The organism is Streptomyces griseus (genome assembly GCF_900460065.1).
In the GTDB taxonomy this organism is placed as follows: Bacteria; Actinomycetota; Actinomycetes; order Streptomycetales; family Streptomycetaceae; genus Streptomyces; species Streptomyces griseus.
The window spans coordinates 283,308-303,625 of sequence record NZ_UAVD01000024.1 but is presented as its reverse complement, the minus strand read 5'-3'; the positions used below and the strand labels follow the sequence as shown (position 1 = coordinate 303,625).

16 protein-coding genes are annotated in these 20,318 nt (G+C 73.1%); 8 read left to right on the top strand and 8 right to left on the bottom strand.

The features are described from left to right. Positions 1-21 precede the first annotated feature (21 nt). Positions 22-1,365, bottom strand: a complete 1,344-nt coding sequence (locus DTB53_RS11850; protein ID WP_012378338.1) for a M20/M25/M40 family metallo-hydrolase — start codon at positions 1,363-1,365, stop codon at positions 22-24. Then, a complete protein-coding gene (locus DTB53_RS11845) occupies positions 1,358-2,191 on the bottom strand; it encodes a M55 family metallopeptidase (protein ID WP_012378339.1) in 834 nt (277 codons plus the stop codon). Before DTB53_RS11845 ends, DTB53_RS11850 begins: the two co-directional genes overlap by 8 nt. A 279-nt stretch (positions 2,192-2,470) precedes the next feature. On the opposite strand from DTB53_RS11845, the gene DTB53_RS11840 reads away from it, so the two are divergent. Both DTB53_RS11840 and DTB53_RS11835 read left to right on the top strand, forming a co-directional pair. Beyond that, a complete protein-coding gene (locus DTB53_RS11840; protein ID WP_012378340.1) occupies positions 2,471-3,943 on the top strand; it encodes an alpha/beta hydrolase in 1,473 nt (490 codons plus the stop codon). A 118-nt stretch (positions 3,944-4,061) separates the two neighbouring features. Then, positions 4,062-5,747, top strand: coding sequence for a purine-cytosine permease family protein (locus DTB53_RS11835; protein ID WP_012378341.1), 1,686 nt, complete (start codon positions 4,062-4,064; stop codon positions 5,745-5,747). A gap of 24 nt (positions 5,748-5,771) precedes the next feature. On the opposite strand, the gene DTB53_RS11830 is transcribed toward DTB53_RS11835, so the two are convergent. Next, on the bottom strand, positions 5,772-6,776 hold the full coding sequence (locus DTB53_RS11830) for an aldo/keto reductase (protein ID WP_042495713.1): 1,005 nt from the start codon (positions 6,774-6,776) through the stop codon (positions 5,772-5,774). A 111-nt stretch (positions 6,777-6,887) separates the two neighbouring features. Between DTB53_RS11830 and DTB53_RS11825 the strand changes: the two genes are divergently transcribed. After that, positions 6,888-7,829 carry a LysR family transcriptional regulator gene (locus DTB53_RS11825; protein ID WP_012378343.1) on the top strand — a complete coding sequence of 314 codons (942 nt, stop codon included), beginning with the start codon at positions 6,888-6,890 and terminating at the stop codon, positions 7,827-7,829. A 29-nt stretch (positions 7,830-7,858) separates the two neighbouring features. On the opposite strand, the gene DTB53_RS11820 is transcribed toward DTB53_RS11825, so the two are convergent. The 3 genes from DTB53_RS11820 to DTB53_RS11810 form a co-directional block, all read right to left on the bottom strand. Next, a complete protein-coding gene (locus DTB53_RS11820) occupies positions 7,859-10,345 on the bottom strand; it encodes an MFS transporter (protein WP_042495716.1) in 2,487 nt (828 codons plus the stop codon). A 246-nt stretch (positions 10,346-10,591) separates the two neighbouring features. Beyond that, positions 10,592-11,035: an SRPBCC family protein gene (locus tag DTB53_RS11815; protein WP_003965062.1), complete on the bottom strand. Its 444-nt coding sequence runs from the start codon at positions 11,033-11,035 to the stop codon at positions 10,592-10,594. Between the two features lie 250 nt (positions 11,036-11,285). Further along, the gene (locus DTB53_RS11810; protein ID WP_012378345.1) at positions 11,286-11,678 is read right to left on the bottom strand and encodes a VOC family protein; all 393 of its coding nucleotides are present in this window, start codon (positions 11,676-11,678) and stop codon (positions 11,286-11,288) included. 131 nt (positions 11,679-11,809) lie between these two features. Between DTB53_RS11810 and DTB53_RS11805 the strand changes: the two genes are divergently transcribed. Both DTB53_RS11805 and DTB53_RS11800 read left to right on the top strand, forming a co-directional pair. Then, positions 11,810-12,841 (top strand): Rv2578c family radical SAM protein, encoded by a 1,032-nt coding sequence (locus DTB53_RS11805; protein ID WP_003965064.1) that lies wholly within the window; start codon positions 11,810-11,812, stop codon positions 12,839-12,841. A 156-nt stretch (positions 12,842-12,997) separates the two neighbouring features. Beyond that, positions 12,998-14,584 (top strand): alpha/beta hydrolase, encoded by a 1,587-nt coding sequence (locus DTB53_RS11800; RefSeq protein WP_012378346.1) that lies wholly within the window; start codon positions 12,998-13,000, stop codon positions 14,582-14,584. A 122-nt stretch (positions 14,585-14,706) separates the two neighbouring features. On the opposite strand, the gene DTB53_RS11795 is transcribed toward DTB53_RS11800, so the two are convergent. After that, positions 14,707-15,279, bottom strand: a complete 573-nt coding sequence (locus DTB53_RS11795) for an adenylosuccinate lyase (protein ID WP_012378347.1) — start codon at positions 15,277-15,279, stop codon at positions 14,707-14,709. Between the two features lie 356 nt (positions 15,280-15,635). On the opposite strand from DTB53_RS11795, the gene DTB53_RS11790 reads away from it, so the two are divergent. Both DTB53_RS11790 and DTB53_RS11785 read left to right on the top strand, forming a co-directional pair. Then, positions 15,636-17,417 carry a 3-hydroxyacyl-CoA dehydrogenase family protein gene (locus DTB53_RS11790; RefSeq protein WP_012378348.1) on the top strand — a complete coding sequence of 594 codons (1,782 nt, stop codon included), beginning with the start codon at positions 15,636-15,638 and terminating at the stop codon, positions 17,415-17,417. Between the two features lie 91 nt (positions 17,418-17,508). Then, positions 17,509-18,327 carry a TetR family transcriptional regulator gene (locus DTB53_RS11785; protein ID WP_003965068.1) on the top strand — a complete coding sequence of 273 codons (819 nt, stop codon included), beginning with the start codon at positions 17,509-17,511 and terminating at the stop codon, positions 18,325-18,327. On the opposite strand, the gene DTB53_RS11780 is transcribed toward DTB53_RS11785, so the two are convergent. Next, positions 18,314-19,099 carry a restriction endonuclease gene (locus DTB53_RS11780; protein WP_012378349.1) on the bottom strand — a complete coding sequence of 262 codons (786 nt, stop codon included), beginning with the start codon at positions 19,097-19,099 and terminating at the stop codon, positions 18,314-18,316. The two genes, DTB53_RS11785 and DTB53_RS11780, sit on opposite strands and share 14 nt — an antisense overlap. A 154-nt stretch (positions 19,100-19,253) precedes the next feature. On the opposite strand from DTB53_RS11780, the gene DTB53_RS11775 reads away from it, so the two are divergent. Continuing rightward, a complete protein-coding gene (locus tag DTB53_RS11775; RefSeq protein ID WP_012378350.1) occupies positions 19,254-20,051 on the top strand; it encodes a GNAT family N-acetyltransferase in 798 nt (265 codons plus the stop codon). The last annotated feature ends 267 nt before the right edge of the window (positions 20,052-20,318 follow it).

The window sequence follows — 20,318 nt, the reverse complement described above, 5'->3', positions numbered from 1 at the left end:
GCGGATCGGGTCGGCAGGCGGTCAGGCGGTGCGCAGGTAGTGGTCGAGGACGCGGACGCCGAAGTGGAGGGCGTCGACGGGGACGCGCTCGTCCACTCCGTGGAAAAGCCGCTGGTAGTCGAAGCCGACGGGCAGCTTCAGCGGGGTGAAGCCGTAGCCGGTGATGCCGAGGCGGGAGAACTGCTTGGCGTCGGTGCCGCCCGACATGCAGTACGGGACGGTGTGCGCGTCCGGGTCGAACCGCTCGACGGCGGCGCGCAGCTTGGCGTAGGTCGGTGAGTCGACGGGGGCCGTCAGGGCCTGCTCACGGTGGTGGAACTCCCAGGAGACCGAGGGCCCGGTGAGCCGGTCCAGCGTCGCGTGGAACTCCTCGTCGCCGCCGGGGACCATCCGGCCGTCGACGAAGGCGGTGGCGTGGCCGGGGATGACGTTGACCTTGTAACCGGCGTCCAGCATCGTCGGGTTGCTGCTGTTGCGGACGGTGTTCTCGACCAGGGACGCGGCGGGGCCGAGCTTGCCGAGGAGTTGGGCGACGTCGACGTGCGGATCGTCGAGGTCGGCGGTGATGCCGTGCAGGGCGGCGATCTCGGTGATCGCCGCACGGACGGTCGGGGTGAGGCGGATGGGCCACTCGTGTGCGCCGATCCGGGCGACGGCGGCGGCCAGGGCGCTCACCGCGTTCTCCCGGTTGACCTTGGAGCCGTGGCCGGCCCGGCCCTCGGCGGTCAGCTTCAGCCAGCCGGTGCCGCGCTCGCCCGCCGCGATCGGGTACAGCGAGAGCCCGTCGCCGGCGTGGAAGGTGAAGGCTCCCGACTCGCTGATGCCCTCCGTGCAGCCCTCGAACAGCTCGGGGTGCTGATCGACGAGGAAGCCGGAGCCGTCGACGGCGCTGTCCTCCTCGTCGGCGGTGTAGGCGATGACGATGTCGCGTGCCGGGCGGAAGCCCTCGCGGGCCCAGCTCCGGACGACGGAGAGGACCATCGCGTCCATGTTCTTCATGTCGACGGCGCCCCTCCCCCACACGACTCCGTCGCTCACCTCGCCGGAGAAGGGGTGCACGCTCCAGTCGGCGGGCTCGGCGGGCACCACGTCGAGGTGGCCGTGGACGAGCAGCGCGTCGGCCGACGGGTCGGTGCCGGGGATCCGGGCGACCACGTTGGTCCGGCCGGGGGTCCGCTCCAGCAGCGTCGGTTCGATTCCGGCGTCGGCGAGCCGCTGGGCGACGTATTCGGCGGCCGGCCGTTCCCGGCAGTCTCCGCCGCCCCGGTTGGTGGTGTCGATGCGGATGAGTTCGGAGGTGAACGTCACCGCTTCGTCGAGAGCCTGCCGGTCGACGGGGCCGAGCAGGTCGGGGGCGTCAGCCATACTGTTCCTCCACAGCGGCCGACACGATCGTCGTCACCGCCTTGAACGTGCGAATTCCTTCGTACATCGTCGCGCTGGTGTACGCGACGCGCCTCTCCCCGCTCGGGGCGACTCCGGGGACCACGGTCGCGGCCGCCGCCAGATGTTCGGCGTCGAACTCCAGCTCGACGGTGAACGTCTTCCCGGTGACGGGGGCCCGACGCCCCGCGAGCGCGGTGGCCGCCTTCGCCGCCGCCCTGATGTCGGCGGCGGTACGGGCGGGGGTGCGGCACACGGCGGCGTAGCGGGAGACGTGGTCCTTGACGGCGACCTTCCGGGCGCCGGGGGCGTATCCCTCGGCGTCCACACAGGTCAGGTCATCGCCGGTGACGAGGACGACGGGCACGCCGTACTCGGCGGCGACGTGCGCGTTGAGCAGCCCCTCGCTCGCGCGGATCCCGTTCAGCCAGACGCCGGTGATCGAGTTGGCGAGGTAGGTGTGGGCGAGGACGCCCTCGGCGCCGGCTCCGGTGTGGTAGCCGACGAAGGCCACCGCGTCCACGTCGCCGTGCTGGATGCCCTCGACCATGGACAGCGACTTGTGCTTGCCGGTGAGCATCTGGACGCGTTCGTCCATGTGCTCCAGCAGCAGGTTGCGCATCGACCAGTGGGCCTCGTTGACCAGGACCTCGTCGGCGCCGCCCTCGTAGAAGCCCAGTGCCGCCGCGTTCACGTCCGAGGTGAACATCGACCGGCAGCGCTCCCACTGCGGGGTCCCCGGCAGCACGTCGGCCGGCCAGGTCACTCCGGTGGCGCCTTCCATGTCCGCGCTGATGAGGATCTTCATGCCGCCACACCGTACGCGCCGTGAGCGGCGCGGGCCAGGGAGGGGCGGCCCGTCAGAGGTCCAGTCCGCCGAAGGTCCCTCCAGTGGTCCCGTCGGCCTCGGCCACGGCCGCTCCCGGCTTCGCTCCCGCCACTGCTCCGCCGGTGGCCCGCACCGGGCGGCCGGGGCGAACTCTATGAACGCAATGCGCGCGGGGCTTCTCCCCCGGGTGCGGCGCTTCCTAGCATCCCGGCATCCCGGCGCACGTCCGCGCCGGGCAGAGAGCCAGGAGCCGCCCCCGTGAACTCCCCCCACGCGCCCGCCCCCGTACTGCCGCTGTACCGCCGTCGCAGGTTGCGCTCCGCCGCGCTCGCCGCCGCGGTCGCGGCCCTGCTCCTCGGCGTGGCCGGCGAGGCCCCGGCAGTCCCCGCGGAGCCCTCCCCGGCCGGGGCGCCGGCGGTCGCCGACTGCCCGGAGGTGCTGGCCGGAAAGGCGCGGTGTTACACGGGCCAGGACGGGAACGGGGCGCATTACGCGCTCGCCGTCCCGATCCGCTGGAACGGCTCCCTGGTGGTGCACGCCCACGGCGGGCCCGACCTGGGCGACGCGTCGGACCCGGCCCGCTCGACCGAGGACCTGGAGCGCTGGGCCGTCATGGTGGAGGAGGGGTACGCCTGGGCGGGCTCCTCCTACCGGCGCGGCGGCTACGGGACGCGGATGGCGGCGGCCGACACCGAGAGCGTGCGCCGGGTCTTCACCGACCGGTTCGGGAAGCCGGGGCGTACCTATCTGCACGGCCAGTCCTGGGGCGGGAACGTCGCCGCCAAGGTCGCGGAGACGTACGGCACGAAGCCCGGGGCCTACGACGGGGTGCTGCTGACCAACGGCGTCCTGGGCGGCGGTTCGCGCGGCTACGACTACCGGGTGGACCTGCGCGTGGTCTACCAGTACTACTGCGGCAACCACCCGCGTCCCACCGAGCCGCGGTACCCGCTGTGGCAGGGGCTGCGCCCGGACTCCACGATGACGTCCGCCGGGCTGAGCGCCCGGCTGCGCGAGTGCACGGGGTTCGACGCCGAACCGGCCGGCCGGAGCGCGCTCCAGCAGCGCAACCTGGACGACATCCTGGCCGTCACCGGGATCCCGGAGCGGTCCCTGGAGTCGCATCTGCGGTTCGCGACGTTCACCTTCCGCGACATCGTCTCGACCCGGCTGGAGGGACGTAACCCCTTCTCCAACCGGGGTGTGCGGTATACCGGCTCGCACGACGACCGGGCGCTGAACGCGGGCGTGGAGCGATTCTCGGCGGATCCGGGCGCGCGCCGGGACCTCTCGTGGGACAGCGACTTGACCGGGCGGGTGTCCCTGCCCGTCCTCACGCTGCACGCGATCGACGACCCCACGGCCTTCGTCGAGCACGAGTCCGCCTACCGGGCCACGCTGCGGGGCGCGGGCCGGGAGCACCGGCTCGTGCAGTCCTTCACCCGGGAGCGCGAGCACAGCGGGCTCAGCAGCGCTGAGTACGCCAACTCCATTGCAGCACTTGACCGTTGGGCCCGCAGCGGCCGCAAGCCCACCGCGCGTTCGCTGGCCGCCTCGTGCGCCGCCTTCGACCGGACGTACGGCACGGGGTGCTTCTACGATCCGGGGTTCCGGCCCTCCCCGTACGCCTCCCGGGTGCTGCCCCGGCCGGGCGGGCTCGGCTGGCCCGCCATGACCGCCGGTCAGGAGCGGGCCTGGAGCCGGATCGACGGGGTGGGCATCGCCCCCTGAGGCGCGGGCACGAACCGCAGCCCTCCCGGCACCCCCTGACGTCCCGCTGGTATACCGTAACGCCGCCTTCACACCGGCCGTACGCGCGGGAAACGGCGGCTGCCTAGCGTCCCCCGCCATGGATACCCGCACGCAACTCGCCGAACCGTCCCCGCCGGACCCCGCACCGCCCGCCGCTCCTGACGAACCCCAGGCGGTGCGGGAGACGCTGGAGGACTACACCCTCCGCTTCGCGCCGCGCGCCTACCGCCGCTGGACCCCGATGGTCGTCGCGACCACCGCGCTCGGCGGCATCGCCTACATGGCCGACTTCTCCATCGGGGCCGGGATCGCCATGGCCCACGGCACCGGCAACGCCCTGGTCGCGATCACCGTCGCGGCGGCCCTCATCTTCATCACGGGCTTCCCGCTCGCCTACTACGCGGCCCGCTACAACATCGATCTGGACCTGATCACCCGGGGCTCCGGCTTCGGCTACTACGGATCGGTCCTCACCGGCGTCATCTTCGCCAGCTTCACCGTCATCTTCTTCGCCCTCGAAGGCGCGATCATGGCCCAGGGCCTCAAGCTCGGCTTCGGGCTGCCGTTGTGGCTCGGCTACGCCGTCTCCACCCTCATGGTCATCCCGTTGGTCATCTACGGGATGAAGGCGCTCAGCAAGCTCCAGGTGTGGACCACCCCCATCTGGCTGCTGCTGATGGTCGGCCCGCTGGTCTATCTGGTCGCCACCGACCCCGGCACGGTCGACAGCTTCCTCGCCTACGCGGGCACCGACGGCGAGGGCAGTCTGAACACGGCCTCCGTGCTGCTCGGGGCGGGCGTCTGCCTCTCGCTCATCGCGCAGATCGGTGAGCAGATCGACTACCTGCGCTTCATGCCGCCGAAGACCGAGGCGAACCGGCGCGGTTGGTGGACGGCGATGGTCATGGCCGGGCCCGGCTGGGTGGTGCTCGGGGCGATCAAGCAGGCCATCGGGGTCTTCCTCGCCGTCTACGTCCTCTCCGAGGTGGGACCGGCCGCGGCGACCGAGCCGATCCAGCAGTTCCGCGGGGCGTTCGACGCGATGATGCCGTCCTGGCTGGTGGTCCCGCTGGCCGTGGTGCTGGTCGTGATCAGCCAGATCAAGATCAACGTCACGAACGCCTACTCCGGCTCGCTGGCGTGGACGAACTCCTTCACCCGCGTCACCAAGCACTACCCCGGCCGCATGATCTTCGTCCTGGTCAACCTGGCCTTCGCGCTGATCCTGATGGAGGCCGACATGTTCAGCTTCCTCAACAGCATCCTGGGCTTCTACTCCAACTGCGCCATCGCCTGGGTGGTCACCGTCGCCACGGACATCGGCGTCAACAAGTACCTGCTGAAGCTGTCCCCGCACGCGCCGGAGTTCCGCCGGGGCATGCTCTACGCGGTCAACCCGGTCGGCGTGACCGCGTTCACGGCCGCGTCCGGGCTCTCCATCGCGATGTACTTCCACGCCTTCGGGGACACGCTCCAGCCGTACTCCCCCGTGGCCGCCGTGGTGATCGCCTTCGTCCTCACCCCGGTCATGGCGGTCGTCACCCGGGGCCGGTACTACCTGCGCCGGAGCGACGACGGCATCCCGGTGCCGCTGCTGGACGCCGAGGGCAACCCGAGCGCGGTCACGTACGACTGCCACGTCTGCCGGCAGACCTTCGAGCGCCCGGATCTGGCCGCCTGCCCGGCCCATGACGCCGTGGTCTGCTCGCTGTGCCTGAGCACGGACAAGGCGGGCGACCATGTCCTGCCGGCCGCACCGCCAATCCCGCTCTCCGGCGCCTGACCCGCTGCCCGGACGCGACCGGCGTCAGCCCGTCCTCGCGTCCGCCAGCAGCTCCTCGATCCGGGCCAGCTCGTCCTCGGTGAACTCCAGGTTCCGGATGGCGTCGACGCTGTTCTCCAGCTGGGCGACGCTGCTCGCGCCGACGACGGCGGAGGTGAGCCGGCCGCCGCGCAGCACCCACGCCAGGGCCAGCTGCGCGAGCGACTGGCCGCGCTCCTTCGCCACCGCGTCCAGCGCGCGCAGCCGCTCCACCAGCCGCGGGGTGACGGCGTCGGCGCTCAGGAAGGGGCTCGCGCCCGCCGCCCGGGACCCGGCCGGAATGCCGTCGAGGTAGCGGTCGGTCAGAATGCCCTGCTCCAGCGGGGAGTAGGCGATGGACCCGGCGCCCAGCTCGTCCAGGACGTCCGGCAGCCCGTCGTCCTCGATGCGGCGGTCGAGCATCGAGTAGCGGGGCTGGTGGATGAGCAGCGGGGTGCCGAGGTCCTTCAGGATCGCGGCGGCCTCCCGGGTCTGCGCGGCGGAGTAGTTGGAGAGGCCGACGTAGAGGGCCTTGCCCTGCCGTACGGCGGAGTCGAGCGCGCCCATGGTCTCTTCGAGCGGGGTGTCCGGGTCGGGTCGGTGGGAGTAGAAGATGTCGACGTACTCGACGCCGAGGCGCTTGAGGCTCTGGTCGAGCGAGGAGCGCAGGTACTTCCGCGAGCCCCACTCCCCGTACGGCCCCTCCCACATGTGGTAGCCGGCCTTGGTGGAGATGACGATCTCGTCGCGCAGGCGGGCGAAGTCGGTGGCCAGGGCGCGGCCCAGGGTCTCTTCGGCGGAGCCGGGCGGCGGGCCGTAGTTGTTGGCCAGGTCGAAGTGGGTGATGCCGAGGTCGAAGGCGCGGCGCAGGATGGCGCCCTGCGTCTCGGGCGTCCTGTCTCCCCCGAAGTTGTGCCAGAGGCCGAGGGAGAGCGCGGGCAGCTTCAGACCGCTGCGGCCGGTGCGCCGGTAGGGCATGGCGGAGTAGCGGTCGGTGGACGGGAGGTACATACGAGAGGCTCCGCGGGGAGAGGGCCGGGGGGACATGCCCAGGGTTCCGCAGATGGATCCAGCAGTCCAACAGGAGATTCCGCTCGGATTCATCGCCTAGATTGCTCAATCATGGAACTGCGCCAGCTGGAACACTTCGTCGCCGTCGCCGAGGAGCGGCACTTCACCCGTGCCGCCGAGCGCCTCGCCGTCTCGCAGTCCGGGCTCTCCGCCTCCGTACGGGCCCTGGAGCAGGAGCTGCGGACCCCGTTGTTCAGCCGCACCACGCGCACGGTCCGGCTCACCGAGGCCGGGCGGGCCCTGCTGGTGGAGGCGGAGCGCACCCTGGCGGGCGCGCGGGCGGCGCGGGACGCGGTCGATGCCGTACGGGGGCTGCTGCGCGGGACGCTGACGGTCGGGGTCGAGCAGTGCGTGGCGGGGGTGAGCCCGGCGCGGCTGTTGGCGGCGTTCCACCGGGACCATCCGCAACTGGAGCTGAGGCTGCGCCAGGAGGGCACCAGCAGCCTGCTGGACGGGGTGGCGGGCGGGCGTCTGGACCTGGCGTTCGCCGCGACGGTCAGCCCGGCGGAGTGGCGCGGGGAGCTGGTGCCGCTGGCCCGGGAGCCGATGGTGCTGCTGTGCGCGGCGGGGCACGCGTACGCGGAGCGGCGGGCGGTGGGGGTGCAGGAGCTGCCGGGGGCGTCGTTCATCGACTTCCATCCGGACTGGGGTCCCCGGCGGGCCGCCGACGAGGCGTTCGCCGCGGCGGGGGTGCGCCGGACGGTGGGTCTGGAGGTCAACGATGTGCACAGCCTGCTGGAGCTGGTGCAGGAGGGGCTGGGGATAGCGGTGGTGCCGCACCACTTCTCCCGGAAGCCGGAGGCGGCCCGGCTGGTCGCCGTGGAGCTGACGGGCGCCCGTCGGCCGGTGTACGAGAGCGTGGTGGTGCTCCCGGCGGCGCGGGATCTGAGCCCGGGGGCCCGGGCGCTGATGCGGCTGGTGCGGGAGGACCCGCTGCGGGAGGCGCGGGAGGCGGCACGAGAGGTGCGGGAGCCGGTGCGGGCACGGCCTTGACGCCCGGCCGGCCCCGGTCCCGCGGCGCGTCAGTCCTCGTGCCCGAGCTGGAGATCGCGTTCGGTGCGGCCGCCGCCCGCGACCTGGAGGACGGTGGCGACCGGCGGGTATCCGGCGGCGATCACGGTGTACTCGCCGGACGACAGGTCGACGAACCGGAACGATCCGTCGGGTCCGGTGGTGAGGGTGTCCACCACGTTGCCCGCCGCGTCGAGCAGGGTGACCCGGGCGTCCTCGACGGGGCGTCCGCCGGTGGCCCGCACGACGCCGCGCAGGACGGCCCCGCCCGCCAGCTCGATGTCCTGGCGGGTCTCCCGGGCGGCCTGCACGCTGACCGGGAGGGCGGCGGGGCGGAACGCGGGGGCGCTGGCCGCGAGGGTGTACTCGCCGGCGACCAGTTCGCCGATGACGTAACCGCCCTCGTGGCCGGTGCGGGTGGAGGCGACGACCTCGCCCCGTACGTCGGTCAGGGTCACGGCGGCGTCGCGTACGGGCGCGCCGTCGGGGGTGAGGACGGATCCGGCGAGCCGCCCGGCGCCGCCGAGCACCACGTCCAGCTCGACGGGGCGCTCGCCCACGGTGACGCTGACGGCCTGCGGCTGGTGCCCGCCCGCGGCGGCGATCAGGACGTAGGAGCCCGCACCAGGGACGCTCAGCGCGTACCGCCCGTCCTCGCCGCTGGCCCCGCGGCCGATCTGCCGCCCCTGGACGTCGATGAGGGTGAGGGCGGCGCGGGGGACGGTCGTGCCGTCGGGGTGCTGGACGCTCCCGTGGACCGGGACACCGGAGAGGTAGCCGGAGGCGGGCCGGCCGGAGTCGGCGCGGGCGGCGGGGATCGGGGAGGTCATGGCCTCGGCTGCGGCTTCGGGGCTGTGGTGGGACACCAGCGGTTTCTCCTTGAGGAAGAAGGCGAGGACCAGGCCGAGCACGAGCACCGGCACCAGGTACAGGAAGATGCGCGGCATCGCGTCGACGTACGCCTGGATGTAGGCGTCGCGCAGCGCGGGCTCCATCGCGTGGACGATCTGCGGGGTGATGGACTCGGGATCGGGCAGCTCCGCACCGGCGGGCAGGCGTGCGCCGAGCGCGTCGGAGAGCCGTCCGGCGAACAGCGTGCCGAAGATCGCCGCGCCGACGCTGCCGCCGATCTGCCGGAAGTAGTTGTTGGCGCTGGTCGCGGTGCCGAGGTCCGAGGGGCGTACGGAGTTCTGCACGGCGAGCACGAGAACGGACATGACCAGTCCGATGCCGGTGCCGAGGACTGCCTGGTAGAAGCTGTACGCGAGAGGGGAGGTGTCCGCCTCCAGCAGGGACAGCAGTCCCATGCCGACCACGGAGACGGCGCTGCCGACGATCGGGTAGATCCGGTAGCGGCCGGTGCGGGTGATGAGCCGGCCGGAGACGACGGACCCGCCGACGATGCCCATCATCATCGGGAGCATCAGCAGCCCGGACTCGGTGGCGCTGACCCCGTCGACCATCTGGAGGTAGGTCGGGAGGTAGCTGGCCGCCCCGAAGAGGGCGACGCCGACGACCGCGCCGACCAGACCGGTGACGTTGAAGACGGAGTCGCGGAAGAGTCGCAGCGGAATGATCGGTTCTGCGGCCCGGTGTTCGGCGGCGACGAAAAGCGCCGTCGAGACGACCGCGCCGGCCGCGAGCCCCAGGATGGTGCGCGAACCCCAGGCGTACTCGGTGCCGCCCCAGCTGGTGACCAGCACCAGGCAGGCGGAGGCGACGGCCAGGAGCACCGCGCCCAGGACGTCGAGCCGGGGCCGGAGGGCGGGTTTGGGCAGCTTGAGGACGACGGCGATGACGGCGAGGGTGACCAGGCCGAAGGGGACGTTGATGTAGAAGCACCAGCGCCAGGAGACATGGTCGGTGAAGAACCCGCCCAGGAGCGGGCCGGCGACCGAGGCGAGCCCGAAGACGGCGCCGATGAGGCCCAGGTAGCGACCGCGCTCCCGGGGCGGGACGATGTCCGCGATGATCGCCTGGACGCCGATCATGAGACCGCCGCCGCCGATGCCCTGGAGGGCGCGGAAGGCGATCAGCTCGTCCATGGTGCGCGACCAGCCCGCCAGCGCCGAGCCGATGATGAACACCACGATGGCGAACTGGAAGACGCCCTTGCGGCCGAAGAGGTCGCCGAGCTTGCCGTAGAGCGGCAGGACGATGGTGGAGGCGAGGAGGTAGGCGGTGACCGCCCAGGACATCTTCTCCAGGCCGTGCAGCTCACCGACGATCTTCGGCAGGGCCGTGGCGACGATCATCTGGTCGAGCGCCGCGAGCAGCAGGGTGAGCATCAGCCCGAGGAAGACCGCGCGGACCTTGCGGGGGCTGATCTCCGCCGCGTCCGGTCCGGGCCCGGGTCCCGCCGGAGGGGGCGGCGGGGGCGGCGCGGCGGGGAGGTCGACCGTGGCCGCCGTGCCGTCCGGCGTCGGGCCGTCCGGTCCCGGGCCGTCCGGTCCCGGGCCGTCCGGCTCGTCCTTCACCAGCGTGATACCACCCACCACGTAACGCTCCCCTCGTCCGCACCTGCGCCGCCCATTTCTCGCATCGCGCGGCAAGGCAGGGCAAACGTGACGAGGGGCGTACGCGGCGCGCACGGAAGGCTTATGCGCCGGTGAGAGGTGCTACGGGCGCACCACCGGCCGCCCCGGAAAACCACCCGTTCCGGTGAGGCCGGTCGCCCCACGGAAGCCGGATCCGTCCGGCCTCCGTGCGGGGCGGGAGGCGGACGGACCCGTGGCCGGCCGGTCCTACTTCTCGACCTCGGTGGCGAGGTTCTGGAGCACCTCGTCGTAGATCCGGCCGAGGCCCTTGGGCGCGAAGGTCCGCTCGAAGAACCCGCCGATGCCGCCCGCGCCGTCCCAGACCGTGGTCACGACGGCCTTGGACTTCCCCTCACCGGCCGGGGTGACGGTCCAGGTCGTGACCATGGAGGAGTTGCGGTCCTTCTCGACGAGCTGCCCGTCGGTCGGCTCGGTGACCTCCAGCAGGCAGTCCCGGACGCGCTTGCTGGTCGCCTGGAGCTTCCAGTGCACCAGGCTGCCCTCGCCGTCGCCGCCCTCCCGGACCTCGTACTCGCTGAAGTGCCCGGTCAGCACCTTGCCGCGGACGTCCTTGTAGTCGGCCAGCGCGTCGAACACCGTCTCCGCGTCCGCCGCGATGATCCGCTCCGTGGTGGCCTCGACCTGCGCCATGGCTGTTCCTCCAGCACTCGGTTGTTCGGTGGGTGAGCTGAGCCAACCACCTCGGGCACGGCCGCTCAAAATCACGTCCGGCCGCGAACGGTTCCGCACACCCGCGCCACCGGGACGTGACCCGTGCGGCGAGCCCGCGCCCCGCCGCGGCGGCGAGGGCTGCCACCAGCCGTCCGGGGACGCGCCGGACCGTCACGTGGACGCCTCCCGGGCGCAGTTCGGTCGTGCGCGACCTCCCGGCCGCCGGGGTTCAGGGGCGACGATCCCGCAGGACGCAGAATTCGTTGCCCTCCGGGTCGGTGAGCACGACCCAGCTCGCGTCACCCTGGCCGACGTCGAGGCGGCGGGCCCCCAGGCCGAGCAGTCTGCGGACCTCGTCGCCCTGGTCCCGGTCGCTGGGACTGACGTCGATGTGGAGGCGGTTCTTGGCGGTCTTGCCCTCGGGCACCCGGGCGAAGGCCAGCACCGGCGCCACGGGCCCGGGGCGGTCCGCTCCCCCACCCGCCGCGGGCGGACCGATGGTGACGACGCCCTCCTCCGCCTCCTCGCCCAGCACCTCGTAGTCGAGGACCGAGCACCAGAACCGGGCGAGCCCGACGGGATCCGCACAGTCGATCGCGAGCTCGGTGAACTTGGCTGCCATGGTCGGGACCTCCCGGTCGGAACGGCGGGTCTGCCGGGGCCACAGGCTAGCCGCAGGGCGGTACGGCCCGTCGCGCACGATCAAGGGAACAAGTGTTCTATTCTGCGGGGAGTGCTACCGAGGAGGCGTCCATGCGCTGGGACAATCTGGTCGAGAAGAACTCGACGGCCGGGAACAGCGCGCTCTTCGCCGCGGACGCGGTGACCACGCGCACGTTCGACACCCCGGAGTTCCGGGGCATCACCTTCCACGAGATCCGGGCCCGTTCGATCCTGAACCGGGTGCCCGGCGCCTCGCGGATGCCGTTCGAATGGACGGTGAACCCGTACCGGGGCTGTACGCACGCCTGTGTGTACTGCTTCGCCCGCAAGACCCACAGCTACCTGGACCTGGACACCGGCACCGGCTTCGACTCCCAGATCGTCGTCAAGGTCAACGCCGCCGAGCTGCTCCAGCGGGAGCTGGCCTCCCGGCACTGGCGGGGCGAGCACGTCGCGATGGGCACGAACGTCGACTGCTACCAGCGGGCGGAGGGCCGCTACCGGCTCATGCCGGGCATCATCGGCGCCCTGCGCGACCGGGCGAACCCCTTCTCCATCCTGACCAAGGGCACGCTGATCCTGCGGGACCTGGAGCTGCTGCGGCAGGCGGCGGAGGTCGCCGAGGTGGGCGTCTCGGTCTCCGTCGGCTTCACCGACCGGGAGCTGTGGCGGACGGTCGAACCGGGCACCCCCTCCCCCGGCCGCCGCCTCGACGCCGTCCACACGCTGACCCAGGCCGGGATCGGCTGCTCGGTCCTGATGGCGCCCGTCGTCCCCTTCCTCGGCGACAGCCCGGAGCAGCTGCGCGCCACGGTCTCCGCGATCGCGGCGGCCGGGGCGGTGTCGGTGACCCCGCTCGTCCTGCATCTGCGCCCCGGCGCCCGCGAGTGGTATCTGCGCTGGCTCGGCCTGCACCACCCGCACCTGGTGGAGCGGTACGAGCGGATGTACGGGGACGGGGCGTACGCCCCCACCTGGTACCAGCGCCGGATCACCCGCCAGGTGCACGAGCTGGCGGACGAGTTCGGGATCGGCCCGGCACACCGGGGGGAGGGCCGGCGGATCGGCCGGACGCCCGCCGCCGCCCCGGAGCCGGGCCCCACCCAGCTGACCCTGCTGTGAGGTGCGCGGCGGACCCCGGCCGCCCGCCCGCAGGGCCGATGGCGTGACCGTACGGGCGACTCCGCGCGGAACCGGCCCTTCCGCGGGGGTATTCGGGGAGCATGCGGCGCGGGGACCGGTGATCCGGCGCCGCGTCCCGTCACCCCGGGAGGCCCCATGACGAAACGTGCAGGAATCCTGGTCGCCGTCGGCGCGACCGTCGCCGGTCTGCTGACCGCCGCGCCCGCGCCCGCCGCCACCACCGCGGCGAGCACGCCGCCCGCGTCCAAGCCGAAGTGGACCGACTGCCCGACCGAGAGCTACCCGACGCTCCAGTGCGCGAAGGTCAAGGCCCCGCTGGACCACCGCCACCCCTCGGGACGTCAGATCACGCTCGCCCTCTCCCGCGTCCCGCACACCGCGAAGACCTTCCAGGGCCCGCTGCTGGTCAACCCGGGCGGCCCCGGCGGCAGCGGTCTCTCGATGGCCGGGTTCGTGGCGTCCTCGCTGCCGAAGAAGGTCGCGGCCCAGTACGACGTGATCGGTTTTGACCCGCGCGGGGTCGGCAGGAGCACCCCGGCGCTGAACTGCCTGCCGGGCCACTTCGATCCCGTGCGCCCCGACACGGTGCCGGACTCCGCCCGCTCGGAGCGGATCAACCGCGACCGGGCGGAGTCCTTCGCGCGGGCCTGCGGCGAGAAGCACGGCGACGTGCTGCCGTACATGGACACGGTCAGCGCCGCCGAGGACCTCGACGTGATCCGCCGGGCGCTCGGCTCCCGGCAGATCAACTACTTCGGCTACTCCTACGGCACCTACCTCGGCGCGGTCTACGCCAAGCTGCACCCGGAGCGGGTGCGCCGCCTGGTCCTGGACTCGGTCGTCGACCCGGACGACGTCTGGTACGAGGGCAACCTCGGCCAGAACTACGCGTTCGACGACCGGCACAAGGCGTTCGCCGCCTGGGTGGCGAAGAACGACGCCGCGTACGGCCTGGGCAGCGACCCGGCCGGGGTGGAGGCCGCCTGGTACCGCATGCGGGCGGACGTGGCACGGAAACCGGCGGGCGGCACGGTCGGCGCGGGCGAGCTGGAGGACACCTTCATCCCCGGCGGGTACTACAACGGCTACTGGCCCTATCTCGCCGAGGCGTTCGCCGCGTACGCGAAGAACCGGGACACCGAGGCGCTGGTCGAGGTGTACGAGAACTTCGGCGCGGTCGACGCGGGCGGCGAGAACGGCTACTCGGTCTACACGGCCGTCCAGTGCCGCGACGCCGGCTGGCCCGAGCACTGGAGCACCTGGCGCAACGACAGCCGCCGGATCCACAAGAAGGCGCCGTTCATGACCTGGAACAACACCTGGTACAACGCGCCGTGCGCGAGCTGGCCGGTGGCGCCGCTGCGGCCGGCCCCGGTGAACAACCGTCAGCTGCCCCCGGCGCTGATCCTCCAGGCCACGGACGACGCGGCGACCCCGTACGGCGGCGCGGTCAGCATGCACCGCAAGCTCACGGGGTCCAGCCTCGTCGTGGAGGAGGGCGGCGGCAACCACGGCATCACGCTGAGCGGCAACGACTGCCTGGACGGGCACCTGGCGGCCTACCTCGCCGACGGCACGGTCCCGCGCGGCCGGGGCGAGGCGGACGCGGTCTGCGCCGCCCTCCCGGAACCGAAGCCGCTGCCCGCCGAGAAGGCGGCCGCCCAGTCGGTGGACAACAGCAGGGGCAGCCGTCTGCACGGGCTGCTCGGCTTCCGCCGCTGAGCGGCACGGACCGCCCGCGCACCCGGCGCAAGCGAACGCCGGGCGGTCCACCGGGGCGGTGACGACCGCCGGGGCGGGGTGACCGTGGAACGCCCGCCCCGGCGCGAGGGCCCGTCCCCCGCTCACGCCCCCGGCAACCGCCCGAGGGCCTCCGCCGCCGCCGTACCGAGGCGCGGGTGCGGCAGGGCCGCCGTGAGGACCGGGCGGGCCTGCTCGTCGGCGAGGCTGCCGAGCCCCTCGACGCAGGCCAGGGCCACGCGCCAGTGCGGATCGCCGGGCGCCAGCAGGCGCTGGAGGGTGGCGACCAGGGCCGGGACCGACTCGGGGGCCCGCAGGGTGGTCAGCAGGCGCACCGGGTGGAGGGCGTAGGCGGTGCGCAGGGCGTTGGTGGCGAGCGCGGCGGCGGCCCGGGGCGTGCGGGGGTCGTCCAGTACGGCCAGGGCGTGGGCGGCGGAGACGCAGCGTTCGGGGTCGCGGTGGTTGAGCAGCAGCACCAGCGCCTCGAAGGCCCGCCGGTCGCCCGCGCAGCCGAGCCGGAAGGCCGCTATCTCGCGGGCCCACAGGGGGCGGCGGGGTTCCACGAGGACCCGGGCCAGCTCCTCGGGGTCCTCGGCGGCGACGAGGCGGGCGTAGTACGGCGACCCGGCCGCCTCGGGTTCCAGCCGGTCCATGAGTGAACGGAACTCCTCATCCATGACGCTCAGCGTATCCACGGACACGTTCCGTGCGGGCCGGCATCGGGGAGTTCCTGTGGCCCAGGGCACAAGGATCCAGGGGTGGCGCGCTCGTTACTCGCCGGTTACTCTCATCTGAGCGGGGCACACTCCCCGCAGGCTCCGGTGGCCTGGTGACGCAGCCATCCGGAGTGCTTGTCGGTTCGGCTTTTCCGTGCGACGGAACCCGGGACAGGGTCCGTCACCCCACGGCCGGGCGCGCTTCCCGCGCGACGGCCCCGTGCTCCACGACACGCAGCCTCCGTACGCCACGCGCCGCTCCCTCATCGCCGCGCGTTCCGTGCTCCCACAGTCGTCACTCACCCTGGAGTCCCCTGATGGACACCTCTCTCTCCACCATCGCCGTCGTCGGCCTCGGCACCATGGGCACCGGCATCGCCGAGGTCCTGGCCCTGGCGGGCCGCGAGGTCATCGGCATCGACGTCAGCGAGGCCGCCGCCCTCGGGGCCGTCGCCTCCCTCGAAGCGTCCACCGCGCGGGCCGTGCGCCGCGGCCGCATCACCGAGCGGGAGCGGACCGACGCGCTGGCCCGGTTCCGCACCTCCGACGATCTGCGCGCCGCCGCCGGGGCCGAGCTGGTCGTCGAGGTGGTGCCCGAGACGTACGAGATCAAGCAGCAGGTGTTCCGGGAGCTCGACGCGATCGTCTCCCCCACCACGATCCTGGCCACCGGCACCAACGCCCTGTCGGTGACCCGGCTGGCCGCCGAGTCCCAGCGCCCCGAGCGCGTCCTCGGCCTCCACTTCTTCAATCCGGCGCCCGCGATGAAGCTGGTCGAGGTGGTCTCCTCGGTGCTGACCGCGCCGCCGGCCGTCGAGGCCGTCACCGCACTGGCCCGGGAGCTGGGCAAGGAGCCCGTCGCGGTCGGCGACCGCCCCGGGTTCGTCGCGGACGGGCTGCTCTTCGGCTACCTCAACCAGGCCGCCGCGATGTACGAGGCGAACTACGCCTCCCGCGAGGACATTGACGCCGCGATGAAGCTGGGCTGCGGGTTGCCGATGGGCCCCCTCGCCCTGCTGGACCTGATCGGCATCGACACCGCCCGTACGGTCCTGGAGGCCATGTACGCCGAGTCCCGCGACCGGCTGCACGCCCCGGCCCCCGTGCTCGGGCAGCTCAGCAGCGCCGGTCTGACCGGCCGCAAGGCCGGGCGCGGCTTCTACACGTACGACGCCCCCGGCGGCCAGGCGGTGGTGCCCGACGCACTGACCCCGGTGGCGGACGCGGTCTCCGGAGCCGGGCGCGCCGTGGCGTCCGTCGGCGTCGCGGGCTCCGGGACGATGGCCTCCGGGATCGCCGAGGTCTTCGCGAAGGCCGGGTACGAGGTCGTGCTGGCCGCCAGGTCCCGGGAGAAGGCCGACGTCGCCAAGGGCCGGATCGCGAAGTCGCTGGAGCGCTCGGTGGCCAAGGGGCGGCTGACCGCCGAGGCGCGGGACGAGACGCTGGCGCGGATCACGACGGCCGGTTCGCCGGACGCGTTCGCCGAGGTCGACCTGGCCGTCGAGGCCGTCGCCGAGGACCTGGAGGTCAAGCGGCAGCTGTTCGCCGCGCTGGACAAGGTCTGCCGGCCGGGCGCGGTGCTCGCCACCACCACGTCCTCGCTGCCGGTCGTCGCCATCGCGCGGGCGACCGCGCGCCCCAAGGACGTGATCGGGATGCACTTCTTCAACCCGGCGCCCGCGATGAAGCTGGTCGAGGTGGTCCGCACCGTCCTGACCGCCGACGACGTGCACGCCACGGTCCGCGCGGTCTGCGCGAGGATCCGCAAGCACCCGGTGGACTGCGGGGACCGGGCCGGGTTCATCGTGAACGCGCTGCTGTTCCCGTACCTCAATAACGCGATCAAGATGGTGGAGGAGCACTACGCCTCGCTGGACGACATCGACGCGGCGATGAAGCTGGGCGGCGGCTACCCGATGGGCCCGTTCGAACTGCTCGACGTGGTCGGCCTGGACGTCTCGCTGGCCATCGAGAAGGTGCTGCACCAGGAGTTCCGCGACCCGGGCCTGGCGCCCGCGCCGCTGCTGGAGCACCTGGTCGCCGCGGGGTGCCTCGGCCGCAAGACGGGGCGCGGCTTCCGCGAATATGCCCGTCGCTGACCCGGGAGCCGGGTGGGGCGGGCTGCTGGGACCCTCCGGCGGTCCGCCCCCGCAGGCGCGCTCTCCTGCACCGATGCGTTACGTTCATGCCATGTCCCAGCCCGCCAAGTCACCCCGTGCCACCGCCGCGACCGACGCCCCGGAGTCCACCACCGCGGGGACGCGCGCCGCCGCCCAACGGCTCAAGATGCGCCGCGAACTGGCCGCCGCCGCGATGGAACTCTTCGCGACGAAGGGCTACGAGGCGACCACCGTCGACGAGATCGCGGGGGCCGCGGGCGTCGCCCGGCGGACGTTTTTCCGCCACTTCCGCTCCAAGGAAGAGGCCATCTTCCCGGACCACGACGACACTCTCGTCAGGGCCGAGGCCGTCCTCAACGCCGCCCCCGCGCACGAGCACCCGCTCGACACCGTCTGCCGGGGCATCAAGGAGGTCATGAAGATGTACGCGGCCAAGCCCGCCGTCTCCGTGGCCCGCTACAAACTGACCCGTGAGGTGCCGACCCTCAGGGAAGCCGAGATCGCGTCGGTGGCCCGCTACGAGCGGCTGTTCACCCGCTACCTCCTGGGCCACTTCGACGAACGCGACCACCACGTGGGCAACGACGACCCGCTGCTCGCGGAGGTCGCCGCGTCCGCCGTGGTCACCGCGCACAACCATGTGCTGCGCCGCTGGCTGCGGGCGGGCGGGCAGGGTGATGTGGAGGCCCAGCTCGACCGCGCCTTCGCCATCGTGCGCGACACCTTCGGCACGGGCATCGGAGCGGGCCGGACCGCCGGCGCCGAGCCCGAGCGCGCCCCGGCCGCGGCCGTGGCCTCGGACGGCGAGGTGCTCGTCGCGGTGGCCCGTACGGACGCCCCGCTGGACGAGGTCATGCGGACGATCCAGCAGGCGCTCAAGGAGCGTTGAACCCGGCGGCCCGCTCCTCGACGGGCGCCGCCACCGCCTCCCAGGGCGGTGGCGCGCCGCCCTCGCTCCAGGCCGCCAGTTCCTCGGGGCCGTAGCAGAGGATGGCGCACTGCTCGGCGTAGTCGAGGGCGGGTTCGGTGAAACCGCCGGTGGAGACGACGAGCGCCACGTCCGCCGCGTGCACGGCGTAGCAGGTGCCACCGAAGCGCTGGAGGTCCTGGGAGCCCGCGCGGTTCTCCGGTCCGTAGCGCTTGCACTGGACGACCAGGCGGCGGCCGTCGGGGGTGGTGCCCACCACGTCGGCGCCCAGGTCGCCCGCGCCGCCCACCACCTCGGCGTCGGCGCAGCCGTCGCGGCGGCAGAGTTCGGCGACGGCCTCCTCGAAGGCGTACGGGTCCAGTTGGGCGTAGTCGACGGGGTGGCCGGTCGGCTCCGGGGGTGCGAGGCGGGCCTCGGCGCGGGCCGCTTCGGCGGCGTCCAGTTCCGCGAGGCCGACCTCGACGATGCCGTAGGCGGCCTGGGTGACGGCCTCCGCGACCCGGCGGGCGCGCCGGCGGCGGCGCAGCAGCAGGCAGGCGCCGACCAGGACCGGGAGGACCACGAGGGCGGCGAGGAACGGGTGGCGGACGGCGCTGTGCCAGGCCGCCCGCAGCGTCACGCCGCCGCCCGCGACGATCAGGGCGATGAGGGCGAAGCCGAAGGAGGTGCGCCGCAGGTCGAAGGGGGCTCGGCCCTGCCCGTCGCCCCGTCTGCGGCCGATCGGTATCGCCATCGGTGCCCCACCCCTGTTCCCTGCTCGCTTCAAGATCACTTGGTGTCGATCATGTGCCCCGTGCCGCGCTTTCGACGCGCCCGGCGGGGCCGGCGGGCCCGGCGTCGGCCGAAATCGGCTGGTTCCCCGGGCGTCGCCGTGCTGAGGTGCGCGGATGCGACCTGACGAGATCCGTGACCTGTTCGACCGCGAGCTGCGGGAGCACGCGCGCCCGGACGGGCCCGGCGTACGCGTCGAGCGTGCCGGGCCCGTGGTCCGCCAGGTGGGCGGGCCCGACGACTGGAACGGGGTGGTCTGGTCGGAGCCGGGCCTGGGCGCGGCGGGGGCCGACGCGGCGATCACGGCCCAGATCGCGTACTGGGGAGGGCTCGGCCACGCGGAGTTCGAGTGGAAGCTCTACTCCCACGACGGCCCGGCCGACCTGGGGGAACGGCTGCGGGCGGGCGGTTTCTCGGCCGAGCCGTCGGAGACCCTGCTGGCCGCCCCGGTCGAGGCGCTGACCGCGCTGCCCGGCGCGGAGCCGCCCGAGGGGGTCGAGCTGCGGCCGGTGACCGACGCGGCCGGGGTGGAGCTGATGGCGCTGGCCCACGAGCGGGCGTTCGGCACGGACGCGGGGCGGCTGCGCCACCAGGTGCTGACGCGGCTGGAGCGGGCCCCGGACGGCTTCGTGGCGCTCGTGGCGCTGGCCGGCGGGGAACCGGTCGGCTCGGCCCGCATGGAGCTGTACCCGGGCACGGGCTTCGCCGGGCTCTGGGGCGGCGGAACGGTCGCCGAGTGGCGCGGCAGGGGCCTGTACCGGGCGCTGGTCGCCCATCGGGCGCGGATCGCCGCCGAGCGCGGCTACCGCTTCCTCCAGGTCGACGCGACGGACATGTCGGCCCCGATCCTGGTCCGGCTGGGCTTCGCGGCGCTCGGCACGACGACGCCGTATGTGTACCGCGCGGCCCGATAGCCGCCCGCCAGCAGGACAGAACGTCCCGTAACACCCATCGTGTTGCTCATGCGTGCCCACGGGATGACAAGTGAGAGAAATTGTTGGCACTGGGTGCCTTGTCAGGTGTCACGGAGTGCCATACGTTGAGGGTGTCCGGGCGGCCGGCGTACCGGGATCTCACGTACGCCGGCTGTCCCCGCAACCACCGTGCTGCGCGCCCGGACGCCTGCGTCACAGGCACCCTTCTGCTCCACCCGAGCAAAGCCGAAGCTCCACACCCGCCGA

What these genes read in the sequence shown, in the direction of transcription:
- DTB53_RS11850 (WP_012378338.1), bottom strand. Translation starts at nt 1,365, where the DNA reads ATGGCTGACGCCCCCGACCTGCTCGGCCCCGTCGACCGGCAGGCTCTC.
- DTB53_RS11845 (WP_012378339.1), bottom strand. Translation starts at nt 2,191, where the DNA reads ATGAAGATCCTCATCAGCGCGGACATGGAAGGCGCCACCGGAGTGACC.
- DTB53_RS11835 (WP_012378341.1), top strand. Translation starts at nt 4,062, where the DNA reads ATGGATACCCGCACGCAACTCGCCGAACCGTCCCCGCCGGACCCCGCA.
- DTB53_RS11830 (WP_042495713.1), bottom strand. Translation starts at nt 6,776, where the DNA reads ATGTACCTCCCGTCCACCGACCGCTACTCCGCCATGCCCTACCGGCGC.
- DTB53_RS11825 (WP_012378343.1), top strand. Translation starts at nt 6,888, where the DNA reads ATGGAACTGCGCCAGCTGGAACACTTCGTCGCCGTCGCCGAGGAGCGG.
- DTB53_RS11815 (WP_003965062.1), bottom strand. Translation starts at nt 11,035, where the DNA reads ATGGCGCAGGTCGAGGCCACCACGGAGCGGATCATCGCGGCGGACGCG.
- DTB53_RS11810 (WP_012378345.1), bottom strand. Translation starts at nt 11,678, where the DNA reads ATGGCAGCCAAGTTCACCGAGCTCGCGATCGACTGTGCGGATCCCGTC.
- DTB53_RS11805 (WP_003965064.1), top strand. Translation starts at nt 11,810, where the DNA reads ATGCGCTGGGACAATCTGGTCGAGAAGAACTCGACGGCCGGGAACAGC.
- DTB53_RS11800 (WP_012378346.1), top strand. Translation starts at nt 12,998, where the DNA reads ATGACGAAACGTGCAGGAATCCTGGTCGCCGTCGGCGCGACCGTCGCC.
- DTB53_RS11795 (WP_012378347.1), bottom strand. Translation starts at nt 15,279, where the DNA reads ATGGATGAGGAGTTCCGTTCACTCATGGACCGGCTGGAACCCGAGGCG.
- DTB53_RS11790 (WP_012378348.1), top strand. Translation starts at nt 15,636, where the DNA reads ATGGACACCTCTCTCTCCACCATCGCCGTCGTCGGCCTCGGCACCATG.
- DTB53_RS11785 (WP_003965068.1), top strand. Translation starts at nt 17,509, where the DNA reads ATGTCCCAGCCCGCCAAGTCACCCCGTGCCACCGCCGCGACCGACGCC.
- DTB53_RS11780 (WP_012378349.1), bottom strand. Translation starts at nt 19,099, where the DNA reads ATGGCGATACCGATCGGCCGCAGACGGGGCGACGGGCAGGGCCGAGCC.
- DTB53_RS11775 (WP_012378350.1), top strand. Translation starts at nt 19,254, where the DNA reads ATGCGACCTGACGAGATCCGTGACCTGTTCGACCGCGAGCTGCGGGAG.